The following is a 13,424-nucleotide window of genomic DNA, read 5'->3' as shown; positions in this document are numbered from 1 at the left end:
TGACCTACACACGGGATCTACACCGGCATGCAGCTCGCGAGAACGCGTACAGGGGCGGGGCCATGGAGCAGACACACACCACGCACAACGGCGTCGCGGCCACGCCCGGCGCCCAGCGCCGGGTGCTGGTCGTCGAGGACGACTCGACGATCGTCGATGCCATCGCCGCCCGGCTACGGGCGGAGGGCTTTATGGTCCAGACCGCCGCGGACGGCCCGGCCGCCGTCGACGCGGCCGAGGCCTGGCAGCCCGACCTCATGGTTCTCGATGTGATGCTGCCGGGCTTCGACGGCCTGGAGGTCTGCCGCCGGGTCCAGGCACAGCGCCCCGTCCCGGTCCTGATGCTCACGGCGCGCGACGACGAGACCGACATGCTCGTCGGCCTCGGCGTCGGCGCCGACGACTACATGACCAAGCCGTTCTCGATGCGCGAGCTCGCGGCCCGGGTGCATGTGCTGCTGCGCCGCGTGGAACGCGCCGCCCTCGCCGCGGTGACTCCGCGCAGCGGCATCCTCCGCCTCGGTGAACTGGAGATCGACCACGCCCAGCGCCGGGTCCGGGTGCGCGGTGAGGACGTGCATCTCACCCCCACCGAGTTCGACCTGCTGGTCTGCCTGGCGAACACGCCGCGCGCGGTCCTCTCCCGCGAGCAGCTGCTCGCGGAGGTGTGGGACTGGGCCGATGCCTCCGGCACCCGTACCGTCGACAGCCACATCAAGGCCCTGCGCCGGAAGATCGGCGCCGAGCGCATTCGTACCGTCCACGGTGTCGGCTACGCGCTGGAGACGCCGGCGCCATGAGAGGGCGGCGCGGGGGACGACGTCCCGGCCGCGAGAGCCGGCGGGACCGGCCGCCCCGGCGCGCCGGCCGGCGCAGCCGGCTGCGGTCCGTCTCCATCTCGATCAAGACCAAGCTGGGCACGCTGGTCGTCGTCTCGGTCTTCATCACCACCGGCCTGCTGCTGGTGGCCGTGCGCACCCAGACGGAACTGCGCTTCATCACCGTCTTCTCGGTGATCGCCACCCTGCTGATCACCCAGTTCGTGGCGCACGGTCTGACCGCGCCGCTGGACGAGATGACCACCGTCGCCAAGGGCATATCGCACGGCGACTACACCCGCCGGGTGCGCGGCGCCGACCGCCGCGACGAGCTCGGTGACCTCGCCTCCACCATCAACCGCATGGCCGACGACCTGGAGGCCGTGGACCAGCACCGCAAGGAGCTGGTCGCCAATGTCTCGCACGAACTACGCACCCCGATCGCCGCGCTGCGCGCCGTCCTGGAGAACGTCGTCGACGGGGTGTCCGCCGCCGACCCGGAGACCATGCGCACGGCGCTGAAGCAGACGGAGCGCCTGGGCCGGCTGGTCGAGACGCTGCTGGATCTGTCCCGCCTCGACAACGGCGTCGTACCGCTGCGGGCCCGCCGCTTCGAGGTGTGGCCGTATCTCTCGGGCGTGCTGAAGGAGGCCAATCTGGCCGCCGCGCAGCGCGGTCTGACCTCCGGGTCCGGCCATCACACCCGTACCGACGTGCATCTGCACCTGGATGTGTCGCCGCCCGAGCTGACCGCGCACGCGGACGCGGAGCGGCTGCACCAGGTGGTGGCCAATCTGATCGACAACGCGGTCAAGCACTCGCCGCCGCACGGCCGTGTGACGGTACGGGCCCGCCGCGGTTCGCTGCCGGAGTCCCTGGACCTGGAAGTGGTCGACGAGGGCCCCGGCATCCCCGAGCAGGAGCGCCACCGGGTCTTCGAGCGCTTCAACCGGGGCAGCGTCACGGCCCCGCACGGCAAGGGCAGCGACGGCGGTACCGGCCTGGGCCTCGCGATCGCACGCTGGGCGGTCGATCTGCACGGCGGCCGCATCGGGGTGGCCGAATCGTCCCGGGGCTGCCGCATTCTCGTGACCTTGCCGGGGGCCCCGGCGGCGCGCGGTTGACGTAGGGTTCGAACCGGAAGCGCGCGTTCTGCGTGTATGCAGTGAGGGCGTGCCCGAACCCGGCTCAGTACCCGTCAGGTGTACGAGCCGACGGGCCGTGGCCGCAGATTTTCGCCCGGCGTCAGCCGCTCCGATGGGGCCGACGCGCGCCTCGCAGTACCCGCGGGCACCTGCCGTGATGCAGAACCACGCTTGTTTCCCGCCATAACTTCCCACGAAACCCGCTCTTCGGTGTGACTTGCGCGACGATGACCAGCCCGGCCTGCACCTCCCGGCCAGGGAGGCGTAGCCTTTATTTCCGCTGTCCATCACCTTGTGAAGCGGAAGAGGGCGGTTGCCGCCGTGTCGTCTCAGTCCCCCAGTAACTCGAGCATCTCGGCCGACCAGGGCGGGCAGGGTAAGAACCCTGCCGCCGCGTTCGGTCCCAATGAGTGGCTCGTCGACGAGATCTACCAGCAGTACCTCCAGGACCCGAATTCGGTCGACCGTGCCTGGTGGGACTTCTTCGCCGACTACAAGCCAGGCAGCGCGGGTGCTGCCGCCCCAGCGGGGAAGCCGGTGAGCGAAGCCCCCGCCGCGGACGGCTCCGTGGCCTCGGGAGCCGGTGCCCAGGGTGCCGTAGCCGCGGGGGCTGCGGGTACCGCGGCCCCGGCGGCCGCTGCGGCCCCCACCTCCAATGGCGCGGCGCCGGCTGCCACCGCGCCACAGGCCGCTCCCGCCGCCCAGGCTCCCGCCGCGCAGGCTCCTGCCCAGCAGCAGGCGGCCCCGGCCGCGCCGGCTCCCGCGCCGGCGAAGCCTGCCGCCGCGCCCAAGCCCCCGGCTCCTGCCGCCAAGGCTCCGGTGCCTGCGCCCGAAGGCGCGGAGGTCGTGCCCCTGCGCGGGCCCGCCGCCGCGGTCGCGAAGAACATGAACGCCTCGCTGGAGATGCCCACGGCCACCTCCGTGCGCGCCGTCCCGGTCAAGCTGCTCTTCGACAACCGCATCGTCATCAACAACCACCTCAAGCGCGCCCGCGGTGGGAAGGTCTCCTTCACCCACCTCATCGGGTTCGCGATGGTGCAGGCCATCAAGGCCATGCCGTCGATGAACTCGTCGTACGCCGAGAAGGACGGCAAGCCGTACCTGGTGAAGCCGCCGCACATCAACTTCGGCCTCGCCATCGACCTGGTGAAGCCCAACGGCGACCGCCAGCTGGTCGTCGCGGGCATCAAGAAGGCCGAGACGCTGAACTTCTTCGAGTTCTGGCAGGCCTACGAGGACATCGTCCGGCGCGCCCGCAACAACAAGCTGACGATGGACGACTTCACCGGCGTCACCGTCTCGCTGACCAACCCCGGCGGCCTCGGCACGGTCCACTCCGTGCCGCGTCTGATGCCCGGGCAGTCGGTCATCATGGGCGTCGGCTCCATGGACTACCCGGCGGAGTTCCAGGGCACCTCCCAGGACACCCTGAACAAGCTGGGCATCGCCAAGGTCATGACGCTGACCTCGACATACGACCACCGGGTCATCCAGGGCGCCGCCTCCGGCGAGTTCCTGCGGATCGTCGCCAACTTCCTCCTCGGCGAGGACGGCTTCTACGACGACATCTTCGAGGCGCTGCGCATCCCGTACGAGCCGGTCCGCTGGCTCAAGGACATCGACGCCTCGCACGACGACGACGTCACCAAGGCCGCCCGTGTCTTCGAGCTGATCCACTCCTACCGGGTCCGCGGCCATGTCATGGCCGACACCGACCCGCTGGAGTACCGCCAGCGCAAGCACCCCGACCTGGACATCACCGAGCACGGGCTCACGCTGTGGGACCTGGAGCGCGAGTTCGCGGTCGGCGGCTTCGCCGGGAAGTCCCTGATGAAGCTGCGCGATGTGCTCGGCGTGCTGCGCGACTCGTACTGCCGCACCACCGGCATCGAGTTCATGCACATCCAGGACCCGAAGCAGCGCAAGTGGATCCAGGACCGGGTCGAGCGCCCGCACTCCAAGCCCGAGCGCGAGGAGCAGCTGCGGATTCTGCGCCGCCTGAACGCGGCCGAGGCCTTCGAGACCTTCCTGCAGACCAAGTACGTCGGTCAGAAGCGGTTCTCGCTGGAGGGCGGCGAGTCCGTCATTCCGCTGCTCGACGCGGTCATCGACTCGGCCGCCGAGTCGCGCCTCGACGAGGTCGTCATCGGCATGGCCCACCGCGGCCGTCTGAACGTCCTGGCGAACATCGTCGGCAAGTCGTACGCGCAGATCTTCCGGGAGTTCGAGGGCAACCTCGACCCGAAGTCGATGCACGGCTCCGGCGATGTGAAGTACCACCTGGGCGCCAACGGCACCTTCACCGGTCTGGACGGCGAGCAGATCAAGGTCTCGCTGGTCGCCAACCCCTCGCACCTGGAGGCGGTCGACCCGGTTCTCGAGGGTGTCGCGCGCGCCAAGCAGGACGTCATCAACAAGGGCGGCACGGACTTCACGGTCCTGCCGGTCGCCCTGCACGGTGACGCGGCCTTCGCCGGCCAGGGTGTCGTCGCCGAGACGCTGAACATGTCGCAGCTGCGCGGCTACCGCACCGGCGGCACGGTCCACATCGTCATCAACAACCAGGTCGGCTTCACCGCCGCCCCGGAGTCGTCGCGCTCGTCCATGTACGCGACCGACGTGGCCCGCATGATCGAGGCGCCGATCTTCCATGTGAACGGCGACGACCCGGAGGCCGTGGTCCGCGTCGCGCGGCTCGCCTTCGAGTTCCGCCAGACGTTCAACAAGGACGTCGTGATCGACCTCATCTGCTACCGCCGCCGCGGTCACAACGAGGGCGACAACCCGCAGTTCACCAACCCGCAGATGTACAACCTGATCGACAAGAAGCGCTCGGTGCGCAAGCTGTACACCGAGTCGCTGATCGGTCGCGGCGACATCACGCTGGAAGAGGCCGAGCAGGCGCTCCAGGACTTCCAGGGCCAGCTGGAGAAGGTCTTCGCGGAGGTTCGCGAGGCCACGTCGCACCCGGCCCCGGCGCAGGTCCCGGACGCCCAGCCCGAGTTCCCGGTGGCCGTCACCACCGCGGTCTCCGAGGAGGTCGTGAAGCGGATCGCCGAGTCCCAGGTCAACATCCCCGAACACGTCACCGTCCACCCCCGTCTGCTGCCCCAGCTGCAGCGCCGGGCGGCCTCGGTGGAGGACGGCACGATCGACTGGGGCATGGGCGAGACGCTCGCCATCGGCTCGCTGCTGATGGAGGGCACCACGGTCCGGCTCGCCGGCCAGGACACCCGCCGCGGCACGTTCGGCCAGCGCCACGCGGTGCTGGTGGACCAGAAGACGGGCGAGGACTACACCCCGCTGCTGTACCTCGCCGAGGACCAGGCGCGCTTCAACGTCTACGACTCGCTGCTCAGCGAGTACGCGGCGATGGGCTTCGAGTACGGCTACTCGCTGGCCCGTCCGGACGCGCTGGTCATGTGGGAGGCGCAGTTCGGTGACTTCGTCAACGGCGCGCAGACCGTTGTGGACGAGTTCATCTCCTCCGCCGAGCAGAAGTGGGGCCAGACATCCGGCGTCAGCCTGCTCCTGCCGCACGGCTACGAGGGCCAGGGCCCGGACCACAGCTCCGCCCGCCCGGAGCGCTTCCTCCAGCTGTGTGCGCAGAACAACATGACGGTCGCCATGCCGACCCTGCCGTCGAACTACTTCCACCTGCTGCGCTGGCACGTGCACAACCCGCACCACAAGCCGCTGATCGTCTTCACCCCGAAGTCGATGCTGCGTCTGAAGGCCGCGGCGTCGAAGATGGAGGAGTTCACCACTGGCGGCTTCCGCCCGGTGATCGGCGACGAGACGGTGGAGGCGAACGAGGTCCGCAAGGTCGTCTTCTGCACCGGCAAGGTCTACTACGACCTCGAGGGCGAGCGGCAGAAGCGCGGCGTCAAGGACACCGCGATCATCCGTCTGGAGCGGCTGTACCCGCTGCCGGGTGCCGAACTGCAGGCCGAGATCGCCAAGTTCCCGAACGCCGAGAAGTACCTCTGGGTGCAGGAGGAGCCGGCGAACCAGGGTGCGTGGCCGTTCATCGCGCTGAACCTGATCGACCACCTGGACCTGGCGGTCGGCGCGGACGTCCCGGGTGCCGAGCGCCTGCGCCGGATCTCGCGTCCGCACGGCTCGTCCCCGGCGGTCGGCTCGGCCAAGCGCCACCAGGCGGAGCAGCAGCAGCTGCTCAACGAGGTCTACGAGGCCTGACCGGTCGTACGCCATGAAGGGCCCGGCACCGAGTTCGACTCGGTGCCGGGCCCTCGGCGTTGTTCAGGCGCCCTCGAGTTGGGCGATCTCCTGGCGCATCAGGTCCGCCGGCCGCGTCCCTGCCGCGTCCGCGGCGGTCAGCATCGACAGCACCGCCCGGTGCTCCTCCAGGGCGCGCTCCGGGCCCGCCGTGCGCTCCAGGCGGGTGGCCCGCATCCACTGGGCGGCGGCCGCCCGCTCCAGCACCTCACCGGCCCGGGGCTGCGCCGCGGCCCGGCGGTAGTGGGCAGCGGCGTCCTGGAGCCTTCGGTGCGAGGCCGTGCGCCGGGCGAGCAGTGCGGAGGCCAGGGCGCGGTACCACCAGGCGTACGCGGCCAGTTCGGGATCCGCCGCGGCCCGGGCCGCGGCGCCCAGGGTCCAGTCCGCCTCGTGCAGATCGGCGACCGTGCCGTCGGCGCGGAAGCGCTCGAGGTAGGCGTGCCCCAACAGGGCCCGGCGGCGCGGGAGCTCCGGATCGTCCGCCGCCGTCTCGTCGATCGCGCCGCGCAGGGCCCGTACGGCCGCGTGAATGTCGGCGGCGGAGTTCTTGTCCACGCCGCGCTCGGTCAGCTGCCTGCCCAGCGAGGTGAGGACCACGGCACGGCTCGGGTCGTGCCAGGGCAGCAGCGGCACGGCCTCCGTCCAGGCCGCGACCGCCGAGTCGCGGTGCGCCCAGCCGCCGGTGGACACATAGCGCTGCTCCAGGACGCGGGCCATCCGCAGCAGGATGTCGGCCTGCACCTCCTCGTCCTTGCCGACGTGCTGGCGCGCCTGGTCCAGGGCCTGGAGGATGCGCAGCCGATCGTCGTCGTCCGGGTTCTCGTGGGCGAACTCGATGGCGTCCGCGTAGTCCAGCCAGGCGCGGCAGAGCTCCGGCTGCGCGATGGCGTCCCAGTCGAGACCGTCGATGCCCGAGTGCAGATCCTTGTCGGCCCGGTCGGCGAAGGCCCGGGAGGCGATCCGGTCCTCCTCGCGTGCGGCCCTGGGCACCGGACCCTCGCCCCGGTGGTGGCGGGCCAGTTCCAGCAGGATGCCGCCCCTGATGAGCAGCGCGGACTCCCGGTTCTCGTCGGCCAGCAGCAGTTGTACGACGCCGAGCGCGCACTGCAGCGTCTCGGTGAACCAGTCCTCGGGCCGGACCGGGCCGCGCAGCCCGTACGGAGCGCCCGTCACCGCGAGTCGCCTCAGCACCCGGATCCGGTCGGCCGCCGCGGCTTCCCTGAGGACCCGCACGGCGCCTTGCCGCGGCGGGTTCTCGGTCAGCTCGGCGAGGCCGGCATCGGCCGTCGCCAGCAGGATCGCCGCCACCAGGCCCGTGTCGTCGGGCGCGGCGGCCGCCTGGACCCGTACCCACTCCGGCATCAGACGGGGACTGAGCCGGCCCGCCTGCACCTCGTCGGCCATCGCCTCGAGGACGTGCGCGAGCGTCAGATGGGCCCCCGGCTTCCCGTTGAGCGCGTTCTGGGCGGCGTCCAGGGCCTCGCGCAGATCCTCGGGCAGCGGCCGCACCAGCCAGCGGCGCAGCATGGCCTCGGCCAGCTCCCCGTACAGCGCCGCCCGTTCAGGAGTGCGGCGTTCGGCCTGGGCCGCCGAGCCGAGCAGCCGGATCGCCTCGTCCAGTTCGCGTACGGTGCCGTACTCGCCGAAGTGCGCCAGACAGGCGCGGGCCTGCGCCACCAGGCCCGCCGGGCCGTCCTTCGGCAGACCGCCCGGCGGCGACGCCGGTTCCGTGCCGCCGAGCCGCCGCAGCACCTGCGCCGAGACCTGTGCGAACGCCCACTGGCTGCGGCCGGCGGGAGCGGCGTGGGGCAGCGGGTGCGGGTCCACCGAGCCGGCCAGGAAGGCGGCGGCCAGGGCAGGGAAGTTGCGCACGGTGCGCCCGTAGCGGGACTCGACGTACTCGGAGCAGTGCTTCAGCACCAATGCCGCGCTGCTGGCGCCAAGTTGGCCGAGCAGCTCCTCACGGACCCCGTCCAGGAAGGCGTACGCCGGTCCGCCCTCCCGCTCGTCCGGGCCGTGGTCGTCCCGCCGCAGCAGCCCGCTGAGCAGGACCTCCGCCAGCACGTCGGGGCCGCTGCGCACGAGCATGGCGCGCTGGACGAGCTGCATCACCGGGAGCACCAGCGGGACCGCGGAGAGATAGACGGCGAGCTGTGTGGCGGCGGGCGACGCGGTCCTGCGGAAGGCCCGTACGCGCTCGGGGGCCTCGATGTCCTGTGCCGTACGGGACGGGCTCACGGCCGCCCGGTGGCGGGCCCGCACCAGACCGGCCGCCGCGTTCAGCGACTGCCCTGTCGCGCCGGCCACCAGCCGGGTCCAGGCCTCGAACGAGGAGCGGCGCAGCGCCAGCACCGGAACCGGTATGCCCCACTCCGGAGCGCCCTGCGGGGCGAAGTGCGGGGTGAACTCCAGCCGTCCGACCGGTCCCTCGCGCCGCCGCAGCAGCCCGGGCCGCGCGGGCAGATGCGTACGCCGCCACAGCCGCTGCGGCAGCGGCTGTACGACGGCGACCGGCGCGGTCGAGGCCCAGGTGTGCAGCAGCCGCTGCATCCGGCCGCCGCGCCACATGGGCCCCGCGCAGTCGCTGAGCACCACGGTCAGCTGCCGTCCGGTGGGGTCGCCGAGCTGGGCGGGGGTCGGCTCGTCCTCGCGCAGGTGGTGCACGGCGACCTCGCGGAAGGCCCCGGCGCGCTCGCAGACCTCCCGCAGCTCGTCAAGTGCCTTGCCCCACATGACATTCGACGAGGAGACATCCATGACCAGGGCGAGCCGCGCCTCACGCCGCCGGACCGTGCGCAGCACCGGCACCACCAGACCGGTGTCGGCGGCGCGGTCGGCTGTCGCGACCTCGTCGATCTCGCGGCGGACCAGCCGCATCGGCGGACGGTACCGCTGGAGGGGCCGCAGCGAGCGCTGGAGCGCGAGCGCGTCCGGCAGCGCGGCGGCGGCGGGCACGGGAACCCTGCGCATACCGGTGGCCGGTACGCCGCCGGGGACGCCCCCCGGCTGCGCGGGGCCGAAGAGGCCGACGCGGGGTCGTGTCGGCGGCCCGGCCGGGAACGACGAGGGCGCAGGCCCCGGTTCGGCCTCCACGGGCGGGCGGTCCATGTGCGGCGGCCCGACAGCTCCCGCGGTCTCGGGGCCCGGCCGCCGGGCGGCCGCGGGCGGCACAAACCGCGACAGCCACAGGGCGTCCGCCAACTCCTCGGCGGTCGGCTTCAGTTCCGCCTCGCGCAGCCGCGCGACAAGGGCGGTCAGAGCCGGTGCGGCGGCGGGCCGCGGGGGCGGGGTCACAGGTCAGCGCTGCCGGGTGTCGAGGGGACGTATCAGCAGCTCGGCCAGCTCCTCGCGCCGTCCCGTGTCCGCGCGTACCGCGTGCTGCGTGAGATAGATGGCGTTGAGCAGCTGGTCGGTCGGGCGCAGCTCGCCGTCGCCGTCGTCCCGTGTGAACTGTCCGATCAGATCGAGGTTCTGCTCGTCCGCCCCGGCCCCGAAGTGGGCCTGCACCATGGCCGCGAGCCGCTCGTCGCGCGGCGGGTCGAGGTGCAGATGGATACAGCGGCGCAGCAGCGGGGCGGGGAAGTCGCGCTCTCCGTTGCTGGTCATCACCACGAAGGGGAAGGCATGGCAGCGCACCCTGCCGTCCCGCACGGGCACCCGGCGGCCGTCGTCGGTGAGCACCTGCACCTCGTCGTGGCCCGGCCGGTCGGCCATCCGCTCCAGCTCGGGGAGGGCGAACTCGCCCTCCTCCACCACGTTCAGCAGGTCGTTCGGCAGATCGATGTCGCTCTTGTCGAGCTCGTCGATGAGCAGCACCCGGGGCCGCTCGGCGGGCAGCAGCGCGGTGCCGAGCGGCCCGAGCCTGATGTAGCGGCCGATGTCGTCGGACTCCCGCTCGGCGAGCTGGGCGTCCTGGAGCCGGCCGATGGCGTCGTAGGTGTAGAGCCCGTCCTTGAGTTCGGTGCGGCTGACGATGGGCCACTGGAGGACCCGGCCGAGCCCCAGCTCGTACGCGATGGAGTGGGCGAGCGTGGACTTGCCGGAGCCGGGCTCGCCGGTGACGAGGAGCGGCCGCCGCAAGTACAGGGCGGCGTTGATGAGTTCGAGCGCTTCGGCGTCCTGGGCGGGCGGGGACTCCACCCGCGCGCCGAGCCGCCGCGTCGACGAGCTGTCGATCGGCGGGGCCGGGTCGGGCAGCGGCTCTCCGGAGAAGGCGCGCCACGGGGGCGGGGGCGGCAGCCTGCGGATCCGGTCGGGATCCGGTGCGCCGACGCCTCGGTAGATCAGCCAGTCGTCCATCGCTCGCTCCCTGGGTCCGGTGGGACCCGTGGCGGACCATGCGGGGGGACATGTACCCACCGCTCTGCCGTCCCAGACCGCGTTTTCCGGGGGACGGTTCCCGGACTCCCCGGCCGGAAACACGCGTCGGCCGCGGTGTCCGGCGCGGACACCGCGAGGCGCGTGCGAGTACCCCGGTGGCGGCCCCTCAAGGGGAGTCCACCGGTCCGGTGTCGTCGGCGGGCAGCGGGCGGCTCGGGTCGTCGTAGAGCATGGCCACCCCTTCCGCCCAGTGCCGGCTGTTCCTCGATCCGCTGATGTCGTCTCTGATACGGCGCAACCGGTCGGGTAACTCAACGGCGGCCCTCGTCTGTCCGAGCAACTGGGCGGCGCCCCGGTGCAGTTCCTCGCAGAACTCCGTACAGCCGTGGTCGGGATGGCCGTCCGTGTGCCACAGGGCGATGCCGAGTCCGGCCTGGAGTGCCATGCCGATGGCTCTTCGCCCGACGCCGCTGCCTGCGGGCCTGCACAGGACGGGCACGGCGGAGGGTGGCATGTCCTCGAAGTGCCGTGGTCGTGGGACCTGTCGCTGCGGCGGGGTGCGGCAGGCGGCGAGCGCATCGGAGGCGAGCATGTCCTCCCAGCGGCGCTGCCACACGGCGTCCGGATTTCCTCGTCTCGCGAGGTCGCGCAGCACCACCATTCTGCGTACTCCGACATACGCCGGATGGTGCAGCCTGGCCATCTCGGTGAGCTGCCAGCGGTGTACGGCGGTGTCGAAGTGGTCGACGGGCAGGGCGACTTCGAGGGGCGCGGGGGCACCGGGCGAGTCGACGGACGCGAAGACCTCGTCCAGCGGGCCGCGCAGCTTCTGGACGAGCTGTTCGGGTGGCACACCGTCGCCGGTCTGCTCCTCGTGCAGCGGCTCGTTCACGTCCTGGCCGTCGTCGACGCGAATGCGCCAGTAGAAGCGGGTGGTGCGGGCGTCGCAGACGGGCTCCAGCTCGACGATGACGACGGCGGACCCGTCGCCGGGCCGCGGATAGCGGACGACGATCCGGTCCTGCCCGTCGGGTGTGCGCGCATGGACGAGCGCCGGCGGCAGGGTGGCCTCGGTGACCACGGTGTGCACGATACGAGGCACGTCCTGGAGCCGGCGGGCCACCCAGTCGGCGAGCGCCACCGGGTCGCCGCCGCGGCTGCGCTCGTACTCCACCACCAGCTGGAGGTAGTGCAGCGCGGCGATGGCGGCAACGGGCTGCCCCGCCTCGTAGAGCAGTCCGTGTCCGTCGCGCCAGCTGCGCGGCAGCAGCTGGCCGGGCGGCGAGGCGACGCCGCCGCGAGCCTTCTTGGCGAGCTCCACGACGGGCCGGATGGCGGCGGGCGGATGCACGGCGGCCAGCAGGAACAGTGCCTCGCGGCGGTCGCGGGGGCTCCACTGGTCGCCACCCGTGTGCAGGCCGGCGCCGGGCAACTGGTGCTGGCGCTCGATCCAGTTGTGCCCCGTGACCTTCGGGGACTGACCGTGCCAGCGGTCGTGCGCGGCCATCAGGAGCTGGTACGTGGGCCCGAACCGGCGCAGGGCGGTGGCCGCGATGGCCATACCGCCGTCCCTGCCGACCCGGCGGGACTTGAGGATGCCGACGACGGCGCCGGTGTGGGCGTCCAGCACGGGGGATCCCGAGCCGCCCTTGGGGAACTCGGCCTCTGGCCGAAATCGCATGCCGTAGTCGTCGTCGAAGCCGTTGATCCTGGCGGCGGCCTTCCAGCGCACGGCCCGCCGTACGGAATCCTCCTCGGGCCGGTAGCCCTGGACGATCCCGCGGCCGCCGGGGTACTCGGTGCGGTCGGTGAGCCAGACGCACTCGTGCTCGACGCCGGACTCGACGAGGCGTACGAGGGCGAGATCCTGCTCGACGGGCACGCGCTGCTCGGCGCGCGGCTCGCCGGAGAGCAGCCAGCACTCCAGGCGGGCGGTGAGCGGTTCGCCGTCGTTGACCTCGCTGCCGCTGAGCTGGAAGGTGCGGGTCCGGTCGCCCTTGAGATGGGGCGCGAGTACGTGTGCGCAGGTCAGGACCCAGCCGGGGGCGACGAAGAAGCCGCTGCCCCACATGGCGGCGTCCTGGTGGGCGGAGGTGAAGTGAACGGTGGCCGCGCGGGTGAGGGCATCGATGACGGAATCGGAGTCGGTCATGTCGTGTCTGCGCGGGGCTGGTCCATGCGCTGATGCGTGGGCGGGTCTGGGGGAGGGTCCGTGGCCTGATCCGCGCACTGATCCCTGCGCCGGTCCTTGAGCTGCCAGGTGAGGGTGACCTGGACGGATGCCTTGGCCTCTCCCGCGGCGAGCACGGCCAGGGCGACGCCGGACCTGGCGGTCAGCTCGACGCCGAAGGAGACGCTCGCCTCGTCGGGCCCGGCGGCGGCCGCGGCGTCGAGGACGGAGGCGCCGACGTCTGTGATCAGCTGCTGGAGCTGCTGGACTTTGGCGGTGGCGTTCTCGACGAAGCCGACGTCCTCGTCGTCCTCTCCGTATCCACCGCCGGGAGTGGAGAGCCGGGCGAGCACGACGGCTCCCCCGGGAAGTTCTATCTGCTGGACACGTCCGTTCACGGCTCTCCCCCTCTTGGCGGATCGACCGCCGCTGCACCCGAGGCGACGACGTTACTGGCCTGCCCGGTTGCAGGGGAGAGCGGGAAGTCGCCGTAATCTGGAGAGTCTGAAGAGTTTGGGTTCCGTCCGTACCAGGAGCATGTCTTGTACTTCACCGATCGCGGCATCGAGGAGCTGGAGAAGCGGCGCGGCCAGGAGGAGGTCACCTTCGAGTGGCTCGCCGAGCAGCTGCGTACGTTTGTCGACCTGAACCCCGACTTCGAGGTCCCGGTGGAGCGGCTGGCGACGTGGCTGGCGCGGCTGGACGACGAGGACGAGGACGAGTAGTACCGCC

General features: G+C 71.9%; 8 protein-coding genes. 4 read left to right on the top strand and 4 right to left on the bottom strand.

Translation table 11 applies throughout. The features are described from left to right. Positions 1 to 62: 62 nt before the first annotated feature. From ACQEVG_RS26060 to ACQEVG_RS26050, 3 genes are all read left to right on the top strand, one after another. A complete protein-coding gene (locus tag ACQEVG_RS26060) occupies positions 63 to 800 on the top strand; it encodes a response regulator transcription factor (protein WP_360881822.1) in 738 nt (245 codons plus the stop codon). After that, positions 797 to 1,942, top strand: a complete 1,146-nt coding sequence (locus ACQEVG_RS26055; RefSeq protein WP_432988085.1) for a HAMP domain-containing sensor histidine kinase — start codon at positions 797 to 799, stop codon at positions 1,940 to 1,942. The genes ACQEVG_RS26060 and ACQEVG_RS26055 overlap by 4 nt, the downstream gene beginning before the upstream one ends. Positions 1,943 to 2,284: 342 nt before the next feature. Continuing rightward, positions 2,285 to 6,163: a multifunctional oxoglutarate decarboxylase/oxoglutarate dehydrogenase thiamine pyrophosphate-binding subunit/dihydrolipoyllysine-residue succinyltransferase subunit gene (locus ACQEVG_RS26050; protein WP_432988083.1), complete on the top strand. Its 3,879-nt coding sequence runs from the start codon at positions 2,285 to 2,287 to the stop codon at positions 6,161 to 6,163. Positions 6,164 to 6,226: 63 nt separating this feature from the next. On the opposite strand, the gene ACQEVG_RS26045 is transcribed toward ACQEVG_RS26050, so the two are convergent. The 4 genes from ACQEVG_RS26045 to ACQEVG_RS26030 form a co-directional block, all read right to left on the bottom strand. Then, positions 6,227 to 9,496 carry an SAV_2336 N-terminal domain-related protein gene (locus ACQEVG_RS26045; RefSeq protein WP_432988081.1) on the bottom strand — a complete coding sequence of 1,090 codons (3,270 nt, stop codon included), beginning with the start codon at positions 9,494 to 9,496 and terminating at the stop codon, positions 6,227 to 6,229. A gap of 3 nt (positions 9,497 to 9,499) precedes the next feature. Beyond that, a complete protein-coding gene (locus ACQEVG_RS26040; RefSeq protein ID WP_432988079.1) occupies positions 9,500 to 10,501 on the bottom strand; it encodes an AAA family ATPase in 1,002 nt (333 codons plus the stop codon). Between the two features lie 187 nt (positions 10,502 to 10,688). Then, positions 10,689 to 12,674: a trypsin-like peptidase domain-containing protein gene (locus tag ACQEVG_RS26035; protein ID WP_432988077.1), complete on the bottom strand. Its 1,986-nt coding sequence runs from the start codon at positions 12,672 to 12,674 to the stop codon at positions 10,689 to 10,691. Beyond that, positions 12,671 to 13,090: a CU044_2847 family protein gene (locus ACQEVG_RS26030; protein WP_432988075.1), complete on the bottom strand. Its 420-nt coding sequence runs from the start codon at positions 13,088 to 13,090 to the stop codon at positions 12,671 to 12,673. Before ACQEVG_RS26030 ends, ACQEVG_RS26035 begins: the two co-directional genes overlap by 4 nt. 144 nt (positions 13,091 to 13,234) lie before the next feature. On the opposite strand from ACQEVG_RS26030, the gene ACQEVG_RS26025 reads away from it, so the two are divergent. Then, positions 13,235 to 13,417 carry a DUF6104 family protein gene (locus ACQEVG_RS26025; RefSeq protein ID WP_055509879.1) on the top strand — a complete coding sequence of 61 codons (183 nt, stop codon included), beginning with the start codon at positions 13,235 to 13,237 and terminating at the stop codon, positions 13,415 to 13,417. Positions 13,418 to 13,424: the final 7 nt, after the last annotated feature.

The sequence above is a fragment of the Streptomyces sp. CA-135486 genome (assembly GCF_050936555.1).
Taxonomy (GTDB): Bacteria; Actinomycetota; Actinomycetes; order Streptomycetales; family Streptomycetaceae; genus Streptomyces.
This window is presented reverse-complemented; position numbering and strand designations above follow the sequence as displayed.